Raw genomic sequence first — 19,138 nt, 5'->3', positions numbered from 1 at the left:
CGGTTAACGGGAGGGATGAGTATGGCAGGACTGGATAAGCGCGTCGGCAGCTATGCGCAGGCGCTGGATGGGCTGACGGACGGGATGACCGTGCTGGCGGGCGGCTTCGGCCTGTGCGGCATTCCGGAGAACCTGATTGCCGAAGTCAGACGCCGGCAGGTGCAGGGTCTCACGATGGTCTCGAACAACTGCGGCGTAGATGGCTTCGGTCTCGGGATACTGCTTGAGACGCGGCAGGTTCGCAAGGTAGTGGCCTCTTACGTCGGCGAAAACGCGTTGTTCGAGCAGCAGGTGCTGAGCGGCGAGCTGGAGGTGGAACTCACGCCGCAGGGGACGCTGGCCGAAAAGGTGCGCGCAGGTGGCGCCGGGATCCCCGCGTTTTACACCGCGACCGGCTATGGCACGCCAGTGGCTGCAGGCAAAGAGGTGCGCCAGTTTGCGGGTAAACATTACATCCTCGAAGAGGCCATCACGGGGGATTTCGCGCTCATCAAAGGCTGGAAGGCGGACTGGTACGGCAACGTTATCTATCGCCATACCGCGCAAAACTTTAATCCGCTGATGGCAACCGCGGGCCGGATAACGGTGGTGGAGGTGGAAGAGATTGTTCCGCCAGGTGAACTGCCTCCGTCGGCTATTCATACCCCGGGCATTTACGTCGACAGGCTGATTGTCGGCCAGTTTGAAAAACGCATTGAGCAGCGCACGCTGCGCGCGCAAGGAGTGTGACGATGTTGACCCGTGAACAGATGGCCATGCGCGTGGCCCGCGAGCTGCGCGACGGTTACTACGTCAACCTGGGGATCGGCATTCCGACGCTGGTGGCGAACTACATTCCCGCCGGGATGGACGTGATGCTCCAGTCGGAAAACGGTCTGCTGGGGATGGGCGCCTTCCCCGATGAGCAGAGCCTCGACGCCGACATGATCAACGCCGGTAAACAGACCGTCACCGCACGGACAGGGGCCGCCATTTTTGACTCAGCGCAGTCGTTTGCCATGATCCGCGGCGGTCATGTCGACCTGACCGTGCTGGGTGCCTTTGAGGTGGACGTCGAAGGCAATATCGCCTCGTGGATGATCCCCGGAAAGATGGTGAAGGGGATGGGCGGCGCGATGGATCTCGTCGCCGGGGCGCAGAACATCATTGTGGTGATGACCCACGCCTCAAAAAGCGGTGAGTCAAAGCTGCTGCCGCGCTGCACGCTGCCGCTCACGGGCGTGGGCTGCATCCGTCGGGTGTTAACCGACCTCGCGCTGCTGGAAATTGAGGACGGCGCGTTCATCCTGCGGGAGTATGCCCCCGGCGTCAGTATTGACGAGATCGTGGCGAAAACGGCCGGGAAAATCATTGTGGCGGACGACGTGCGCGAGATGCGCTTTAGCTGAGGGCTTCGGATGAAACAGGTCATGATTGTCGGGGCAACGCGTACCCCTGTCGGCAGTTTTCGCGGATCGCTCGCCTCCCTCTCTGCGGTTGAGCTGGGGGCTGTCGCGGTACGTCACCTGCTTGAGAGCAGCGGTCTTGATAAAGGGAAGATTGACGACGTGATTTTCGGTCAGGTGCTGACGGCGGGATGTGGACAAAACCCGGCGCGTCAGACGGCCATCGCCGCCGGGTTACCCGTCAGCACGCCAGCGACAACGATCAATCTGGTGTGCGGCGCGGGCCTGAAAGCGGTGCAACTCGCCGCGCAGGCTATCCGCAGCGGCGACGCCGGGGTAGTTATCGCAGGCGGTCAGGAGAGCATGAGCAACGCCCCCTATCTGCTGGACGGGGCGCGGTCTGGTTTGCGGTTTGGCCATACGGGTCTGCAGGACAGCATGATTACCGATGGTTTGTGGGACGCATTCAACGATTACCACATGGGTATCACCGCTGAAAACGTTGCCCGGCAGTACGGTATTTCCCGCGAACAGCAGGACGATTTCGCCGCCCGGTCGCAGCAAAAAGCGGCGGCCGCCATTGCGTCCGGTCGGTTTGACGCCGAGATAGCGCCGGTCACGGTGAAAGAGGGCAAAAAGCCACCGCGGGTTATTCGTTGTGATGAACAGCCCCGACCAGAGACCACCGCTGAGCAGCTTGCGCAACTGCGCCCGGCATTTTTACGCGAGGAAGGGACGGTCACGGCGGGAAATGCTTCGACGCTCAATGACGGTGCCGCTGCGGTACTGCTGATGAGCGAAGAAAATGCGCGGCAGAGCGGACTGCCGATCCTCGGTCGCATTGTGAGTTACGCCGTGACGGGGGTTGACCCGTCGGTGATGGGCATCGGTCCGGTGAGCGCCTGCCAGACGGCGCTGGCGCGGGCGGGCTGGACGCTGGATGAGGTGGATCTCATTGAAGCCAATGAAGCCTTTGCCGCTCAGGCGCTGGCGGTGGGCAAGCAGCTCGGCTGGGATGCGCGCAAGGTGAATGTAAACGGCGGCGCGATTGCCCTTGGTCATCCGATTGGCGCCTCCGGCTGCCGCATCCTCGTGACGCTGCTGTACGAAATGCAGCGCCGCGACGTTAAAAAAGGGCTCGTCACCCTGTGTATTGGCGGCGGACAAGGCATCGCCCTGACCGTCGAGCGTTAAGCCTCTCGTTGGTACCCGAATAATAATTAAAGTGAGGAGTCGTAATGAGTGTGTTAATTGCCCTGGCGGCGCTGGCACTGCTGATGCTGGCGGCCTATCGCGGATACAGCGTGATTTTGTTTGCCCCGATTGCGGCGCTCGGCGCCGTGCTGCTGACCGATCCTGGCGCCGTCGGCCCGACGTTTACCGGGCTGTTTATGGAAAAAATGGTCGGCTTCGTCAAGCTCTACTTCCCGGTGTTCCTGCTGGGTGCCGTGTTTGGCAAGCTGATTGAACTCTCCGGCTTCTCGCGCGCTATCGTCGCCGCAGCGATTCGGATCCTCGGGCGTCGTCACGCCATCCCGGTGATTGTCCTCGTGTGTGCGCTGTTAACCTACGGCGGCGTATCGCTGTTTGTGGTGGCGTTTGCGGTTTACCCCTTTGCCGCCGAACTGTTCCGTCAGAGCGGCATCCCGAAACGGCTGATCCCGGCCACCGTGGCGCTCGGGGCATTCTCGTTTACCATGGATGCCCTGCCCGGCACGCCGCAGATCCAGAACATTATCCCCACCAGCTTTTTTGGCACAAACGCCTGGGCCGCGCCGTGGCTGGGGCTGATCGGCTCGCTGTTTATTATCTGTTTTGGTCTGCTCTGGCTGGAGCGCCAGCGCCGCAAAGCGCTCCATAACAACGAGGGGTACGGCACGGATCTGAAAAATGAACCGGAAACGCCGGACGACATTAACCTCCCTCACCCACTGATTGCCCTCTCTCCTCTGCTGCTGGTAGGGATCCTCAACCTGCTGCTTACCCGCTGGATCCCCAGCTGGTACGGCACCAGCCACGCGCTGACCCTTCCCGGACTGGCAAAGCCGATTGTGACCGAGGTAAGCAAGATCACCGCCATCTGGGCGGTGGAAGCGGCGCTGATTGCCGGTATCGCGCTGGTGCTGGTTTTTGGCTTTCGCAATATCCGCGGACGTCTGGCGGAAGGCAGCCGCACGGCGGTCAGCGGGGCCATTCTGGCCGCGATGAATACCGCCTCGGAATACGGTTTTGGCGCGGTGATCGCCGCCCTGCCCGGTTTTCTGGTGTTATCCCACGCGCTGGCGGCCATTCCAAATCCGTTACTCAATGAAGCCATCAGCGTGACCGTTCTTGCAGGGATCACCGGTTCGGCGTCCGGCGGGATGAGCATTGCCCTCGCGGCCATGGCCGACACGTTTGTTGCCGCCGCCCACGCGGCCCATATTCCTCTTGAGGTGCTGCATCGCGTGGCCTCCATGGCCAGCGGCGGGATGGATACCCTTCCCCATAACGGCGCGGTAATCACCTTGCTGGCGATCACCGGTCTGAGCCATCGTCAGGCCTACGGCGGCATTTTCGCTATCACTATCATTAAAAGTCTGGCAGTGCTTTTTGTCATTGCCGTGTTCTATCTGACCGGCATTGTGTAAGGAGAAAAAGATGAGTCTGAACGGTAAAACCGCCCTGGTGACCGGCTCAACCAGCGGCATTGGCCTGGGGATCGCCCGGGTACTGGCGAAAGCCGGGGCACAATTAATTCTTAACGGTTTCGGTGACAGCGAAGCGGCGCGCGCAGAGATCGCGCAACTGGGCAAAAAACCGGGCTATCACGATGCGGACCTGCGTGATGTCCTGCAGATTGAAGCCATGATGCGCTACGCCGAAACGCAGTTTGGCGGGGTGGATATTCTGGTCAATAACGCCGGGATACAGCATGTGGCTCCGGTTGAGGCGTTTCCGGTTGAAAAATGGAATGACATTATCGCCATTAATCTTTCCGCAGTGTTCCACACCAGCCGGCTGGCGCTGCCTGCCATGCGGGAGAAAAACTGGGGGCGCATCATTAATATCGCCTCCGTTCACGGCCTGGTGGCCTCAAAAGAGAAGTCAGCCTACGTTGCTGCCAAGCATGGGGTGGTGGGTTTTACGAAGTCGCTGGCGCTGGAAACCGCCCGCACCGGTATTACCGCAAATGCGCTCTGCCCCGGTTGGGTACTAACGCCGCTGGTGCAACAGCAGATCGAAAAACGTATTGCACAGGGCGTCGCGCCGGATCTGGCCCAGGACCAGCTTCTGAGCGAAAAACAACCTTCCGGTGAGTTTGTTACCCCGGAACAGTTGGGTGAGTTGACGCTGTTTTTATGTAGCGACAGCGCCGTTAACGTTCGCGGCGCAGCGTGGAATATGGATGGCGGCTGGGTCGCTCAGTAATATCCAGGCCGGGTAGCGTAGCGCCCCCCGGCAAAAGACTAGCTAGAGCAGCTGACCTCCAGCCGCTTGCCCCAGTCAGGCGGGCGGCTGACGTAATCATCATTCCGGTCGGCAAACGGCGTGCGCAACGCCACATGCAGACGGTGTAACTCAGCGTACTCCCCCTGCTCTGCCTGCTCAATCGCCCGCTGCGCCAGCCAGTTGCGCAATACCATCGCCGGGTTCGCCGCGTTCATCTGCCTCTGGCGGGTAGCATCATCTACCTGCTCCTGCTGAAGCCGCGTGCGGTACTGAGTAAACCAGTCGTCAAACGCCTGTCGGTCGATAAATTCATCGCGCAGCGGCGAGCCAGGACTGTGCTGCTCCGTCTGGCCCAGCATGCGGAAGGTACGGGTATAATCGCTGCCCTCACGCGCCATAAGGGTAAACAGACCATTCAGGATATCGTTATCGCCTTTCTCCTGGGTCATCAGCCCCAGCTTGTTGCGCATCAGCGTGCCGTATTCGCGCAGCAACGTCTCCTGATAGCCATCAAGCGCATCATTGAGGGCATCCACGTCGATAAACGGCGACAGGGATTGCGCAAGACGCTGAAGATTCCACAGTCCCACCGCCGGTTGATTGTCAAAGCTGTAGCGCCCCTGGTAGTCGGAGTGGTTGCAGATATACCCCGGCTGATAATCATCGAGGAAACCAAACGGACCGTAATCGAAGGTCAGCCCGAGGATCGACATGTTGTCCGTATTCATGACGCCATGGGCAAAGCCCACCGTTTGCCAGCGTGCGATCATCGTGGCCGTGCGGGCCACCGCATCCCTGAACCAGAGAACGTATTTATCCGCCTCGTCCTGCAAATGCGGCCAGTGGTGACGGATGGCAAAATCCGCAAGCTGGCGAACCTTGTCCGGCTCGCGGCGATAATAAAAGTGCTCAAAATGACCGAAGCGCAGATGGCTTTGCGCAATGCGCATCAGCATGGCCCCTTTTTCCATCGTTTCACGCGCGACCGGCGTATCGCTGGTGACAATCGACAGCGCACGGGTCGTTGGTATGCCCAGCGCATGCATCGCTTCAGATGCCAGGCATTCACGAATCGTTGAACGCAGTACCGCGCGCCCGTCGCCCATACGTGAATAGGGAGTCAGCCCTGCGCCTTTCAGGTGCCAGTCAACCGTCTCCCCGTTGGGAAGCTGTTGTTCGCCGAGCAGGATCCCCCTGCCGTCGCCCAGTTGACCCGCCCAGACGCCAAACTGATGCCCGCTGTAGACCTGAGCCAGGGGTTGCATCCCGGGGAGTAGCGTTTCGCCGCCCCAGACGCCAGCGCCGTCTGAACGCTGAAACAGCGCGGGTGGAATAGCCAGCTCGTCTGCCAGCCGATCGTTATGCCAGATGAGACGGGAATTTTGTAGCGGTGTAGGTTTGAGTGCGGTGTAAAAACCAGGCAACTCGTCATGCCAGTGAGCAGTAAAAGACAGGGTCATAAGTCCTCCTGCTTTTAGTGTAGAGGGTTTACCCGGTCTTAAACACGGGCGAAAGCAAGGGTTATCGCTGCTGAACCAGCGTGGTGACGTGTTCAGCAGAGACGGCAGGCCACAGCGCCCCCTGCATGGCACCAAAATTGAAGGACAGGACGCGCTGCAACAGGGCGTGATCGTCAATGCCCGAGACGATCACCGACTGACAGTGCGGCGTGATTTGCCAGAGGATTGCGCGCATAAAGGGCTCAAAGGAGAGTTCCTGAGCACGCTGCTGAATGAATCCTTTATCGAGAATGACCCGTTTGAATAATCCATCATAGACCGCTTTGAGCGATGCTGCGCCTGCGCCAAAGTTTGCCAGGACCAACGGGAAATGGATCGCCATTCTTGCCAGCTGCAGATCGTCCTTTCCGTTATTTAAACCTGGATAATTCTCATTAACAGTAAACTCCAGAAACGGATAGCGCTCAAGAATTGAAACAGCGTTTCCATTACTTAATAAAAACTCAACAATTACAGGTGTAATATTGATCCATGCAATTAACTGATGCTGAATAAAAAACAGTTTACAGGTATCAAGCAATTGCAGTTTTTCGTTAAACAGCGCTAACTCTTCCGCCTCGGAAAGCCGCGGGATAACGAGTTCAGTAGGGATCCTCACTTCGCTGCCGACGCCAGTAAAGTTAACCACAATGTCTAAACCTTTCAGCTCACCTGCGCTATTACGGGCAGGCTGAAGCAACAGTTCAGACTGGTAAGCATTATCTAGCGTAATAATCATTGCACTCGCCCCGCATTAAAGATGAGAGAGGACATCCTGGAGCAATTGCTGACACAATTCCACTGTCTTGATTTTAATAAGATTAATTTCATTAGTTCCGTATTAATTTTCAGATTTATCCCTGAATCTAAAATAATCTTATCCTGGTTGTAGAATAATAGCCAGTTTTAGATAAAACAGACACATGCGGGCTAAGCTAATTTTAGGTAAATTTAACTTTAATCATCTTATTTGAGAAAAAACGGCATGATTTATTAGTTACCCTGCCGTCATAAGAAGCGTCCGGCGGCGACTAAATACGTCGAGCCTGCCAAAAACTTTTACGCCAGTAAACATTATCCAGAGAAGAACGCATCACCCCGCGACTGGTCGACGCGTGAATAAACTGATTGTCTGTATCATATATCCCCACATGGAGACCGCTTTCACCCGACCCGGTTTTGAAGAAAACCAGATCCCCCGGCAGAAGATCGTCTTTATCAATTTCCGTACCGATTTCAGCCTGTTTACGCGTTTCGCGCGGCAGCTGTAAATCAAACTTATCGCGAAACGTCATCAGCACAAAGCCGGAACAATCCACCCCGCCACGGCTCATGCCGCCGTAGCGATAAGGCGTGCCGCGCCAGTTGCTCAGCTGATCGTTAAGGCTGGCAATGACGGTGATCGAATCTGAAAGCCGTGGGTTAGGCGGCGGAGCACGATGGCTACTGCATCCCGCAAGAAAGAGTGCAGCCATCAGGAGAAACCAGAATCGCATTTCAGACGAATCCTCTGCTTTTTTTGTTCTTTTCGTAATTTAGCGTGCAAGTGTGTGAACAGGCAAGAAACGGTTACTCCTGCCCGGTAGAAATCAGCATCTTATGTCCCTCTATGTCCAGCCTGCGGAACGCCATATTGTACGCGCGGGCAAGATTAGGTGGCGTGAGAACCTGATCCCGCGTCCCGCTGGCTATCAGGTTTCCCTTCGACAGCAACCATACCCGGTGGGCATGACGCAGGGTATGGTTGAGGTCATGACTGCTCATTACTACGGCAATGCCTTTTCGGCTCAGGGTGCTTAGCAGCGTATCCAGTGCCGCCTGCTGCGCCACATCCAGACCGCTCATCGGTTCATCAAGCAGCAGCAGCCGCCCGTGAGGATTACCGGCCGGGTGAATCTGCACGATTGCGGCCGCCAGACGCACCCGTTGCCACTCTCCGCCCGAAAGCTGGCTGGCATGACGAGCCAGTTTATCTTCCAGCCCCAGGGCGGCAGCCACGTCCGTCAGCAGCGCCGTATGGTGTTTATCATGCAAATGCAGCGTCAGGTAGTGCCAGACAGGCATCGCAAAGGGCGGTGTCTGCTGCTGCACAAGGTAACTGCGCCGGTGCGCCAGCGAGACTGGCGTCCAGTCGGTAAGGGGATGCCCCAGCAGCGTTACCTGCCCTTCACCACCGACCAGGCCTGCCATCCGCGCCAGCAACGTGCTCTTCCCCGCGCCGTTTGGCCCGACAAGATGCAGAATTTCACCCGCATTGACGGCACCGGTTATCGGCGCCAGACGTCCCTTTTCGGCAACGTCCGTGAGCTGCATCAGCAGTGACATTATTTCGCCAGCGCCAGCTTGATAGATTCCATCACAATCGGATCCTCAGGCGTCATATCCGGTGAAAAACGTTGCACCACCTGGCCATCACGACCAATCAGGAATTTTTCGAAGTTCCACAGAATGTCATCCGGGTAGAGCGGCGCGCGGCCTTTGCTGGCCATACGTTCATAAAAACCGCTTCCTTCCGGCGCAACGGCTTTCGGTGCGGCAGCGATCAGCTTCGCGTACAGCGGATGACGATGCTCACCGTTGACATCAATTTTGCTGAACAGCGGGAACGTGACGCCGTAGGTGGTGCTACAAAACGTCTTGATCTCCTCTTCGCTGCCCGGCTCCTGGCCCAGGAACTGGTTGCACGGGAACCCCAGCACGGTGAAACCGTCCTTCTCCCAGGCCTTCTGAATGTTCTCCAGCTGCTCGTACTGCGGCGTCAGGCCACATTTGGATGCCACGTTGACGATAAGCAACACGTTGCCTTTGTAGCCTTCCAGCGTGGTGTTATCGCCATCAATGGTGGTCACTTCAGTATTCAGGATATCTGACTGCATAGCATTCCCTCAGGTTGTCTTACGGGTATCGTGATTTAACGTCCAGCTTTTAATAGTAGCCAGATAAAGACCGGCGCGCCCAGCGTGGCGGTCACCACGCCTATGGGCAGCTCTGCGGCTGTCAGGGCAAGCCGGGCGATGATATCGGCCACCAGCAGCGTGACGGCCCCGGCAACAGCCGAGGCCGGAAGCAAGGTTCGATGATCAGTGAGGCCACACAGGCGCAGCATGTGCGGGATCACCAGCCCAATAAAACCAATTGCCCCCGCGAGGGCGACGCTGACGCCGACCAGCCAGCCAATGGCAATGACCAGCACATTACGCCAGAACCCAATCGGCATACCGAGCTGGCGGGCAGAGGTTTCACCCAGCGCGAGCATATTCAGCGGCTGCGCCTGCAGGGCAACCCACACGATAACCGGTACCAACAGCACCATAAGCCAGCCCTGGTGCCAGTCAACGCCGCCAAAGCCGCCCATCATCCAGTACATGAGCTGTCGCAGGTCAAAGGAGGTTGAGAAGTAGACGGCCCAGGTCATCAGCGCGCTGCAGATGATCCCGAGCGCCACGCCGGCAAGCAGCAGACGGCTGGTCGATAAGTGCCGTCTGGCGAAGCGAAGCAGGATGACCGTGATCAGTAATGCGCCGAGAATGGCGCTCAGGCTAATACTCCACCCGGAGAGCTCTCCCCCACCCAGCATTACCGCGGCAATCAGCCCCACGCCAGCCCCGTTCGAGACGCCGAGCAGCCCCGGTTCCGCCAGCGGGTTATCAAATAACGCCTGCATAATGGTACCGCCCAGCGCCAGCGCGGCCCCCACCAGCATCACCGCGACGGTGCGCGGCAGACGAATTTGCCAGACAAAGAGTTGCCCGTCTGGCCCCCACCAGCTCTCAGGCCCTATCCACCTGTCACCGGCGCAGAGGCTAATCCCTGCGGCGACAATGAGCAGCAGCACCAGTAAAAGCAGGCGACGTTGATCGGAACGGTGCTGGCGATGGGCGTAATCAAGCATGTATTCGGTTTTATTTGCGAGAGATATCATTGATTTTACGGCGGGTTTGCCAGGGAGCGCAAAGAAAAAAGGCCGCATGGGCGGCCTTTTTAGTTAGTTCATATTACTCTGCTTTGGGCGTTGCGTTTTCGACACGGCTTTTTAACTTCTGGCCGGGTCTGAAGGTCACCACGCGGCGGGCTGTAATGGGAATATCTTCCCCCGTCTTCGGGTTACGACCCGGACGTTGGTTTTTATCTCGCAAATCAAAATTGCCAAAGCCGGAGAGTTTTACCTGCTCACCATTTTCCAGAGCACGACGGATCTCTTCGAAAAACAGCTCTACCAGCTCTTTGGCATCCCGTTTGCTAAGCCCAAGCTTATCAAACAGATATTCTGACATTTCAGCTTTTGTAAGCGCCATAGGTTCAATCCCTCAATGATGCCTGGAATCGCTCTTTTAATGCCTCTACACATTTGGCGACGGTAGCGGCAATCTCCTCTTCTTCGAGTGTACGGCTGGTATCCTGAAGGATAAGGCTGATAGCGAGGCTCTTGAAACCTTCTGCTACGCCCTTGCCGCGGTACACGTCAAATAAGTTTACGCCAACTACCTGATTTACGCCAACTTTCTTACATTCGGCCAAAATATCTGCTGCAGGCACATTTTCGGCGACCACAACCGCGATATCACGGCGGTTTGCCGGGAAGCGGGAGACGTCCTGAGCCTGAGGGATCACGCGGTCTGCCACCAGGTTCCACTCCAGCTCAAACACGATGGTACGGCCGTTCAGGTCCAGTTTACGTTCCAGCTCAGGGTGAACAACGCCAATAAAACCAACACGTTTGCCGTCTAAATAGATGGCTGCACTCTGACCCGGATGCAGGGCCGGAATGGCTTCTGCACGGAATTCAATTTCAGATAATTTACCGGTCAGATCGAGAATCGCTTCCAGATCGCCCTTCATATCGTAGAAATCAACCGTGCCTTTTGCCAGGTCCCAGTGCTCTTCATAGCGGTTACCGCTAATCGCACCAGCCAGCATAAGATCCTGACGGATGCCTAAATTTGCCTGATTATCCGGCACAAAGCGCAAACCGCTTTCGAAAATTCGCACGCGGTTTTGCTGGCGATTCTGGTTATAAACAACAGTGCCCAGCAGGCCGGTCCACAGAGACAGACGCATAGCCGACATTTCGCTGGAGATTGGGCTTGGCAGGATCAGGGCTTCCTGACCTGGGTGGATCAGCTGCTGCAGTTTTGGATCAACAAAGCTGTAGGTGATCACTTCCTGGTAGCCTTTGTCGTTCAGCATGGTTTTCACACGCTTCAGGGACAGGTCGGCTTCACGGTGGGACCCCATCACCAGACCCGCCTGCACAGGCTCGTCAGGGATGTTGTTGTAGCCGTACACGCGGGCCACTTCTTCCACCAGATCTTCTTCAATTTCCATGTCGAAACGCCAGGATGGCGCAACTGCTTGCCACTCGTCCTGGCCTTCGGTCACTTCACAACCCAGACGCTTCAGGATATCGGTCACCTGCGCATCGGGTACGTGGTGACCAATCAGGCGATCCAGCTTGCTGCGACGCAGGGTGATGGTCGCGCGCTTCGGCAGCGTGGCTTCGTGGGTGACATCAATCACCGGGCCCGCTTCACCGCCGCAGATGTCGATCAGCAGACGGGTGGCACGTTCCATCGCTTTGTACTGCAGCGCCGGGTCAACACCGCGCTCGTAACGGTGAGAGGCATCGGTGTGCAGGCCGTGACGGCGTGCGCGACCGGTGATAGAGAGCGGGCTGAAGAATGCACATTCCAGCAGCACGTTTTGCGTCTCATCGTTCACGCCAGAGTGTTCGCCGCCGAAGATACCGCCCATCGCCAGCGCTTTGCTGTGGTCAGCAATCACCAGCGTGTCGGCGTTCAGTTTCGCTTCGCTGCCGTCAAGCAGAACCAGGGTTTCCCCCTCTTTCGCCATGCGCACCACGATACCGCCTTCGATACGATCTTTATCGAACGCGTGCATCGGCTGACCCAGCTCCAGCAGTACGTAGTTGGTCACGTCAACCACCGCATCGATAGAACGAATACCGCAGCGACGCAGTTTCTCTTTCATCCACAGCGGGGTTGGCGCTTTCACATTGATGCCTTTCACCACACGACCGAGGTAGCGTGGGCAGGCATCCGCCGCCTCAACCTGAATAGGCAGAACGTCACTGATGGTCGCTTCAACCGGGACGATCTCCGGCGCGTTCAGTTCAGTCTGGTTCAGCACGGCAACGTCGCGCGCCACGCCGATAATCCCTAAGCAATCAGCACGGTTTGGCGTGACGCTGATTTCGATGGTGTTGTCATCAAGCTTCAGATATTCGCGGATATCGGTACCGATCGGCGCATCCAGCGGCAGCTCAATGATGCCGTTGTGATCGTCGGAAATCCCCAGCTCAGAGAACGAGCACAGCATACCTTCTGACGGCTCACCGCGCAGTTTGGCAGCTTTGATTTTGAAATCGCCCGGCAGCACAGCACCGACGGTCGCCACGGCCACTTTCAGCCCCTGACGGCAGTTTGGTGCACCGCAGACGATATCCAGCAGACGGTCACCGCCCACGTTGACTTTTGTTACGCGCAGTTTGTCCGCGTTAGGGTGCTGACCGCACTCCACCACTTCCCCCACGACCACGCCATTGAACGCGCCAGAAACCGGCTCAACGCCGTCCACTTCCAGACCCGCCATGGTGATCTGGTTAGAAAGCGCGTCGCTGTCCAGCGTGGTGTTAACCCATTCGCGTAACCACAGTTCACTGAATTTCATTGTTCTGTCCTGCCCTTATTTAAACTGTTTGAGGAAACGCAGATCGTTTTCGAAGAATGCACGTAAATCGGTCACGCCGTAGCGCAGCATGGTCAGACGTTCCATGCCCATACCGAACGCAAAGCCAGAGTAAACTTCCGGATCGATGCCCACGTTGCGCAGCACGTTTGGATGCACCATACCGCAGCCCAGCACTTCCAGCCATTTACCGTTTTTTCCCATCACGTCCACTTCCGCAGACGGTTCAGTGAACGGGAAATAGGATGGACGGAAACGAACCTGCAGATCTTCCTCAAAGAAGTTGTTGAGGAAATCATGCAGCGTCCCCTTCAGGTTGGTGAAGCTGATGTTTTTATCAACAATCAGGCCTTCCATCTGGTGGAACATTGGGGTGTGAGTCTGATCGTAGTCGTTACGATAGACGCGGCCCGGCGCGATAATGCGGATTGGCGGTTCCTGCTCCTTCATGGTACGGATCTGAACGCCGGAGGTCTGGGTACGCAGAAGACGGGTCGCGTCGAACCAGAAAGTGTCGTGGTCAGCACGTGCCGGATGATGGCCAGGAATGTTCAGGGCATCGAAGTTATGGTAATCATCTTCAATTTCCGGGCCAGTCGCCACGGTAAAGCCGAGCTCACCGAAGAAACTTTCAATACGATCGATGGTGCGGGTAACCGGATGCAGACCACCGTTTTCAATTCGGCGACCCGGCAGAGAAACGTCGATCGTCTCTGCGGCCAGACGCGCATTCAACACCGCGCTTTCCAGCTCAGCCTTACGCGCGTTCAGAGCCTGCTGTACCTGCTCTTTGGCTTCGTTAATTACCGCACCTGCTGCCGGGCGTTCTTCTGCCGGCAGTTCACGCAGGGTTGTCATCTGAAGGGTCAGGTGCCCTTTTTTACCAAGATATTCGACGCGGACATTGTCTAACGCGGCAACATCTGAGGCCTGATTAATGGCGGCTGTTGCACTGGCAACCAGCTCTGCGAGATGTGACATGATTTTCCTCGTTATGTAGCGATATTTACCAGCGGCAGATACAAAAAAAGCCTCCATCAGGAGGCTTTCTGGCGCTGTTTTCCGTTTCGTCTCTCACGCGCTAGCCTCCTGATGTCAGGTGCTAAAGTAAAAGAAGAAGCGGAAAATAGCAGCATTCATGCTTGCGTTACCTTGTGTGGTAAGGAACCTAACGCCTTATTGAAAAGGGTAGCCCAAAAATTGTCAACGTTTTGATGCTGTTGAAACGAAAAGAGGGAGCCAGGCCCCCTCTCTCAACTGGCTTATGCCAGTGCTGCTTTCGCTTTTTCGACCAGAGCGGTGAACGCTACTTTGTCGAATACTGCGATGTCAGCCAGGATCTTACGGTCGATTTCAACAGAGGCTTTTTTCAGGCCGTTGATGAATTTGCTGTAAGAAATACCGTTCTGACGTGCTGCTGCGTTGATACGCGCAATCCACAGTTGACGGAACTGACGCTTACGCTGACGACGGTCACGGTAAGCGTACTGACCTGCTTTGATAACAGCCTGGAAGGCAACGCGGTATACGCGTGAACGCGCACCGTAGTAGCCTTTAGCTTGTTTCAAAATTTTCTTGTGACGTGCACGTGCAATTACACCACGTTTTACGCGAGCCATGTGTGCTCTCCTGTATCTATTCTAAGTTAAAAAAGTTAAACGAAACGACTTATGCGTACGGCAGGCACGCGATAACCAGGCCCAGATCGCCTTTAGAAACCATGGCTTTTGGACGCAGGTGACGTTTACGCTTGGTAGCTTTCTTAGTCAGAATGTGACGCAGGTTAGCGTGCTTGTGCTTAAAACCACCTTTACCGGTTTTTTTGAAGCGCTTAGCAGCACCGCGTACGGTCTTAATTTTTGGCATTTTAATAACTTCCACTTCGCATTGTTAAATAAACGAAACCCAGGCGAACAAAACCTGTGAAGCACAAAGGCTCCACAGGAATTGCTACTTGAAGGCCTACTGTTTCTTCTTAGGAGCGAGCACCATGATCATCTGGCGGCCTTCGATCTTCGTAGGGAAGGATTCGACTACTGCCAGTTCACTCAGATCGTCACGGACGCGGTTAAGCACTTCCATACCGATCTGTTGGTGGGCCATCTCACGACCGCGGAAACGCAGTGTGATCTTGGCCTTATCGCCATCTTCCAGAAAGCGAATCAGGCTGCGGAGTTTTACCTGATAATCGCCATCGTCGGTACCAGGACGGAACTTGATTTCCTTAACCTGGATAACTTTTTGCTTTTTCTTCTGTTCCTTAGAAGACTTACTCTTTTCATAAAGGAACTTGCCGTAGTCCATGATACGACAAACTGGCGGTTCGGCGTTAGGGCTGATTTCAACTAAATCTACTCCAGCTTCTTCAGCCTTTTCGATTGCTTCTCTCAGACTCACAATCCCCAGCTGCTCGCCTTCCAGACCTGTTAAGCGAACTTCCTGGGCGCGAATCTCGCCATTGATACGATTCGGACGTGCCGTTTGAACTCGTTTTCCGCCTTTAATACCTTATTCCTCCAGTTGTTGAAGACTGCGGCTGCGAATCTCTTGTTGCAGCTTCTCAATCACTTCACTTACGTCCAGGCTGCCCAGGTCTTTACCACGGCGGGTGCGAACGGCAACTTTGCCTGCTTCCACCTCTTTATCACCACAGACCAACATATACGGGACACGACGTAAAGTGTGCTCGCGGATTTTAAAGCCAATCTTCTCATTTCTCAAGTCTGCTTTTACGCGAATGCCCGCATTTTGTAGTTTCTGCGTCAATTCTTTAACGTAATCCGCCTGAGAATCGGTAATGTTCATCACCACGACCTGCACTGGCGCAAGCCAGGTTGGGAAGAAGCCAGCAAACTCTTCGGTCAGGATGCCGATGAAGCGCTCCAGTGAACCGAGAATTGCACGGTGAATCATAACCGGTACCTGACGCTCGTTGTCTTCGCCAACATAAGAGGCGCTTAAACGCTGCGGCAGGGAGAAGTCCAGCTGTACCGTTCCGCACTGCCATGCGCGATCGAGGCAGTCATACAGGGTAAATTCAATTTTCGGACCGTAGAATGCGCCCTCGCCCAGCTGATATTCGAACGGAATCCCGTTCTCTTCCAGTGCAACGGCGAGATCCGCTTCTGCACGATCCCAGGTCTCATCGCTACCGATACGTTTTTCCGGGCGCGTTGAGAGTTTGACCACGATCTTCTCGAAGCCAAAGGTGCTGTACATATCGTAGACCATACGAATACAGGCGTTAACTTCATCACGGACCTGGTCTTCAGTACAGAAGATATGCGCATCATCCTGAGTAAAGCCACGCACGCGCATCAGACCGTGCAGAGCACCTGATGGTTCGTTACGGTGGCAGCTACCGAACTCCGCCATACGCAGCGGCAGGTCGCGGTAGGATTTCAGACCCTGGTTGAAGATCTGAACGTGGCCCGGGCAGTTCATTGGCTTAATGCAGTATTCACGGTTCTCAGACGAGGTGGTGAACATCGCATCCTTGTAGTTGTCCCAGTGGCCGGTTTTTTCCCACAGCACACGGTCCATCATGAACGGACCTTTCACTTCCTGATACTGGTACTCTTTCAGCTTGGAGCGTACGAAGGTTTCCAGTTCACGGAAAATGGTCCAGCCATCGTTATGCCAGAACACCATACCCGGCGCTTCTTCCTGCATGTGGTACAGGTCAAGCTGCTTACCGATTTTACGGTGGTCACGCTTCGCGGCCTCTTCCAGGCGCAGCAGGTACGCGTTCAGGGCTTTTTTGTCGGCCCACGCGGTACCATAAATACGCTGCAACATCTTGTTGTTGCTGTCGCCACGCCAGTAAGCGCCTGCGATCTTCATCAGTTTGAAGTGATGGCAGAAGCGCATGTTCGGCACGTGCGGTCCACGGCACATGTCGACGTATTCTTCGTGATGGTACAAGCCAGGCTTGTCATCATGGGAGATATTTTCGTCAAGAATAGAGACTTTATAGCTCTCGCCGCGCTTCACGAAGGTTTCACGCGCTTCGTGCCAGCTGACTTTCTTCTTGATGACGTCATAGTTGGTTTCGGCGAGCTCGTGCATACGTTTTTCGAGCGCGTCGATATCTTCCTGAGTCAGGGTGTGGTCAAGGTCAACGTCATAGTAGAAACCGTTGTCGATCACCGGACCGATCGCCATTTTGGTGTTGGGCCACAGCTGTTTGATGGCATGACCTAACAGATGCGCGCAGGAGTGACGAATGATCTCCAGACCTTCTTCGTCTTTCGCGGTGATGATGGCAAGCGTCGCATCGTTTTCGATGAGATCGGAGGCGTCCACCAGTTCACCGTTAACACGGCCAGCGATAGTCGCTTTCGCGAGACCCGGACCGATATCCAGGGCAACATCCATTGGGCTTACAGCGTGATCGAAATGGCGTTGGCTGCCATCAGGAAGAGTAATTACAGGCATTTTATATCCTTATTTGCAGTGATGCCCCACACATAAGAGCATATACAAAGAAAATAATCGTGATTTGACAATAGATTACGAGACCATCTGACCAACAATCGTCAAATTGGTTCGTCATCATTCACCTGCCAGAATCAGAATAATTCGGATTTACGGCAGGCTTCGTAATGGTAACACTAATCACAGGGCGTATGCATCCTCTGCTGGCAGATTGATGCGCTGGCACTTTTGCATGAATTTGCAGGTGGCCAGTTCCCGGTGCTCGCATTCCTGAAATGCTGGGCTACTCTTGAACAGATCTTTAAACCCAAAGGTGCATACCATGAACGTATCCAGTAGAACGGTTGTGATATTGAACATCCTTTCAGCGACAGGTTTATTGTTGATTCTCGCCGAACGATTCCACTGGTTCTAAGCCCAACCCTACGCTGGCATAACCTGATCGATCCTGTGAAGGGGCATGTATCAGCCCTGTTTGATAGACTGTGGGTGTTAACAAACAAGGATCAGGTTATGCCAACAAAACGATTTGCCGTAAAACACTGGAAAATGGTGCTGGTGCTGATTGCCATCTGCGGCGCAATGCTGCTACTTCGCTGGGCGGCGATGATTTGGGGCTAAACGTCAACAAAAGGAAAGCCAACTGGCCTGAGATGAGAAACGGGCCGACATTTTCATCGGCCCGCCATAATTACATTTTATAACCCAGTGAAACCGTGGTTCTGCGGTCGGTATGATCCGGTGCCGTTTCTGGCGGTGACGAGTTCCAGGTGACGTTGTAGGCCACTTTCAGACCAAAGTGTTCATTGATGGCCACGTTCAGCGCCGTCTCAGAGTTCAGCGTCGTATCGTCGGCACCAAATACAGAAACACCCTGCGTGAATTTGGTGTTGTCAGTCATCTGCCAGGCATAGGTCCCGGACGCGTAACCGAGCGGTTGGGTTTTGGTATCGCCATCGGTGTACTCGTCATAGCGCACACCTGGACCGAATTCAAAACGGAAGCTGTGTACCGGGCCGTTCAGGAACTGGCGACCATAACCGGCGGTAAACACATCGCGCTGGCGATAACCGTTGTAGCGGTCGGTTAACCAGCTTGCCTGACCAAACAGGTAGTCATAGTCGGTCATGTTGTAACGGCTACGTCCGCCTACCGCATATTTCTCGGAAGAGCGTTCGTCATTCGCGGACGTGTTGCTGGCATTTCCCCACAGCGACCAGGCGGTCGTGTTACCGTACCAGGTGAGCGTACTGTCCGCTGTCAGAGAGGAGCTTTTGGTGTTACCGGATTGTGCCAGATACCCAGCGTTCAGGTTACCTTCAAAAGGTTTTTTCGCGGTGGTGGGATCGTCCATGACAGTAAAAACGGTATCATCGGCGGCTGCGTTCATAGCTGCAAACACGCCACCCGCCAGCATCAGTGCAGCGGGAACTGTCTTTAAAAGCTTCATTTTATTAAGGAGTCCGTACAACAAAAAAAGAGACCACACGGTCCCGGAATCTTTCTTGAGGATCAATGACAAGACGTCCAGAGAAAGGTAACAAATTATAAAAAGCCGCAAATAACATAGCAATGTTTTCTTATTTCATTTTTTGAATAAGAACGATCCCAAAAAGCGTTTTATTTTATATATCCCGCGCCTCACTTTACGTCTGTATTCATATTTAAAATCATACTGTT

Annotated in this window: 22 protein-coding genes and 1 other annotated feature; of the genes, 7 read left to right on the top strand and 15 right to left on the bottom strand. The window is 55.2% G+C overall.

Translation table 11 applies throughout. From position 1 onward, the window contains the following. Positions 1-21 precede the first annotated feature (21 nt). Genes C1N69_RS09285 through C1N69_RS09265 form a run of 5 tightly spaced genes read left to right on the top strand, consistent with a single transcriptional unit; the run spans position 22 to position 4,796 of the window. Positions 22-729 (top strand): CoA transferase subunit A, encoded by a 708-nt coding sequence (locus C1N69_RS09285; protein WP_155031037.1) that lies wholly within the window; start codon positions 22-24, stop codon positions 727-729. Between the two features lie 2 nt (positions 730-731). Beyond that, complete coding sequence (locus tag C1N69_RS09280; protein WP_095440830.1) at positions 732-1,388, top strand: CoA transferase subunit B; 657 nt, start codon at positions 732-734, stop codon at positions 1,386-1,388. A 9-nt stretch (positions 1,389-1,397) separates the two neighbouring features. After that, positions 1,398-2,579: an acetyl-CoA C-acetyltransferase gene (locus tag C1N69_RS09275; RefSeq protein WP_155031036.1), complete on the top strand. Its 1,182-nt coding sequence runs from the start codon at positions 1,398-1,400 to the stop codon at positions 2,577-2,579. Positions 2,580-2,623: 44 nt separating this feature from the next. Beyond that, entirely contained in the window at positions 2,624-4,015 is a 1,392-nt protein-coding gene (locus tag C1N69_RS09270) for a GntP family permease (protein ID WP_155031035.1), read from the top strand. Between the two features lie 10 nt (positions 4,016-4,025). Then, positions 4,026-4,796: a 3-hydroxybutyrate dehydrogenase gene (locus C1N69_RS09265; protein WP_155031034.1), complete on the top strand. Its 771-nt coding sequence runs from the start codon at positions 4,026-4,028 to the stop codon at positions 4,794-4,796. 38 nt (positions 4,797-4,834) lie between these two features. Here C1N69_RS09265 and selO read toward each other — a convergent pair whose 3' ends face one another. From selO to thrS, 14 genes are all read right to left on the bottom strand, one after another. Continuing rightward, a complete protein-coding gene (selO, locus tag C1N69_RS09260; protein WP_155031033.1) occupies positions 4,835-6,277 on the bottom strand; it encodes a protein adenylyltransferase SelO in 1,443 nt (480 codons plus the stop codon). 61 nt (positions 6,278-6,338) lie between these two features. Continuing rightward, a complete protein-coding gene (locus tag C1N69_RS09255) occupies positions 6,339-7,055 on the bottom strand; it encodes an EAL domain-containing protein (protein ID WP_025757336.1) in 717 nt (238 codons plus the stop codon). Between the two features lie 292 nt (positions 7,056-7,347). Beyond that, entirely contained in the window at positions 7,348-7,812 is a 465-nt protein-coding gene (locus C1N69_RS09250; RefSeq protein ID WP_025757337.1) for an NlpC/P60 family protein, read from the bottom strand. 73 nt (positions 7,813-7,885) lie between these two features. Continuing rightward, positions 7,886-8,641, bottom strand: a complete 756-nt coding sequence (gene btuD / locus C1N69_RS09245; protein WP_155031032.1) for a vitamin B12 ABC transporter ATP-binding protein BtuD — start codon at positions 8,639-8,641, stop codon at positions 7,886-7,888. Continuing rightward, positions 8,641-9,192, bottom strand: coding sequence for a glutathione peroxidase (locus C1N69_RS09240; protein WP_025757339.1), 552 nt, complete (start codon positions 9,190-9,192; stop codon positions 8,641-8,643). Before C1N69_RS09240 ends, btuD begins: the two co-directional genes overlap by 1 nt. A 35-nt stretch (positions 9,193-9,227) precedes the next feature. After that, a complete protein-coding gene (btuC, locus tag C1N69_RS09235) occupies positions 9,228-10,208 on the bottom strand; it encodes a vitamin B12 ABC transporter permease BtuC (protein ID WP_167514981.1) in 981 nt (326 codons plus the stop codon). 103 nt (positions 10,209-10,311) lie between these two features. Beyond that, a complete protein-coding gene (gene ihfA, locus C1N69_RS09230; protein WP_003857805.1) occupies positions 10,312-10,611 on the bottom strand; it encodes an integration host factor subunit alpha in 300 nt (99 codons plus the stop codon). A 4-nt stretch (positions 10,612-10,615) separates the two neighbouring features. Then, positions 10,616-13,003, bottom strand: coding sequence for a phenylalanine--tRNA ligase subunit beta (gene pheT, locus C1N69_RS09225; protein ID WP_155031030.1), 2,388 nt, complete (start codon positions 13,001-13,003; stop codon positions 10,616-10,618). Between the two features lie 15 nt (positions 13,004-13,018). Continuing rightward, positions 13,019-14,002 carry a phenylalanine--tRNA ligase subunit alpha gene (pheS, locus tag C1N69_RS09220; RefSeq protein ID WP_003857809.1) on the bottom strand — a complete coding sequence of 328 codons (984 nt, stop codon included), beginning with the start codon at positions 14,000-14,002 and terminating at the stop codon, positions 13,019-13,021. Positions 14,003-14,042: 40 nt separating this feature from the next. Then, positions 14,043-14,166: a sequence feature (Phe leader region), on the bottom strand. Beyond that, positions 14,117-14,161 (bottom strand): pheST operon leader peptide PheM, encoded by a 45-nt coding sequence (gene pheM, locus C1N69_RS09215; RefSeq protein ID WP_001386830.1) that lies wholly within the window; start codon positions 14,159-14,161, stop codon positions 14,117-14,119. (Overlaps the previous feature by 45 nt.) A 117-nt stretch (positions 14,167-14,283) precedes the next feature. Beyond that, positions 14,284-14,640 carry a 50S ribosomal protein L20 gene (rplT, locus tag C1N69_RS09210; RefSeq protein WP_000124850.1) on the bottom strand — a complete coding sequence of 119 codons (357 nt, stop codon included), beginning with the start codon at positions 14,638-14,640 and terminating at the stop codon, positions 14,284-14,286. 49 nt (positions 14,641-14,689) lie between these two features. Next, positions 14,690-14,887 carry a 50S ribosomal protein L35 gene (gene rpmI, locus C1N69_RS09205; RefSeq protein WP_001124225.1) on the bottom strand — a complete coding sequence of 66 codons (198 nt, stop codon included), beginning with the start codon at positions 14,885-14,887 and terminating at the stop codon, positions 14,690-14,692. A gap of 96 nt (positions 14,888-14,983) precedes the next feature. Continuing rightward, the gene (gene infC / locus C1N69_RS09200) at positions 14,984-15,526 is read right to left on the bottom strand and encodes a translation initiation factor IF-3 (RefSeq protein ID WP_023616141.1); all 543 of its coding nucleotides are present in this window, start codon (positions 15,524-15,526) and stop codon (positions 14,984-14,986) included. Positions 15,527-15,529: 3 nt separating this feature from the next. Then, complete coding sequence (gene thrS, locus C1N69_RS09195) at positions 15,530-17,458, bottom strand: threonine--tRNA ligase (RefSeq protein ID WP_025757343.1); 1,929 nt, start codon at positions 17,456-17,458, stop codon at positions 15,530-15,532. Positions 17,459-17,780: 322 nt separating this feature from the next. Here thrS and yncL point away from each other — a divergent pair, with 322 nt between their 5' ends. Together yncL and yniD are read left to right on the top strand one after the other, a co-directional pair. Further along, entirely contained in the window at positions 17,781-17,873 is a 93-nt protein-coding gene (gene yncL, locus C1N69_RS09190) for a stress response membrane protein YncL (RefSeq protein WP_021241082.1), read from the top strand. Between the two features lie 98 nt (positions 17,874-17,971). Beyond that, complete coding sequence (gene yniD / locus C1N69_RS09185) at positions 17,972-18,079, top strand: small membrane protein YniD (protein ID WP_008500658.1); 108 nt, start codon at positions 17,972-17,974, stop codon at positions 18,077-18,079. A 70-nt stretch (positions 18,080-18,149) separates the two neighbouring features. Here the strand turns inward: yniD and C1N69_RS09180 are convergent, their stop codons facing one another. Further along, positions 18,150-18,908: a DUF481 domain-containing protein gene (locus tag C1N69_RS09180; protein ID WP_025757344.1), complete on the bottom strand. Its 759-nt coding sequence runs from the start codon at positions 18,906-18,908 to the stop codon at positions 18,150-18,152. Positions 18,909-19,138 lie beyond the last annotated feature (230 nt).

Source organism: Enterobacter sichuanensis (assembly GCF_009036245.1).
GTDB lineage: Bacteria > Pseudomonadota > Gammaproteobacteria > Enterobacterales > Enterobacteriaceae > Enterobacter > Enterobacter sichuanensis.
The sequence above is the reverse complement of the archived record's forward strand: the minus strand, read 5'-3'. Positions and strand labels throughout refer to the sequence as shown.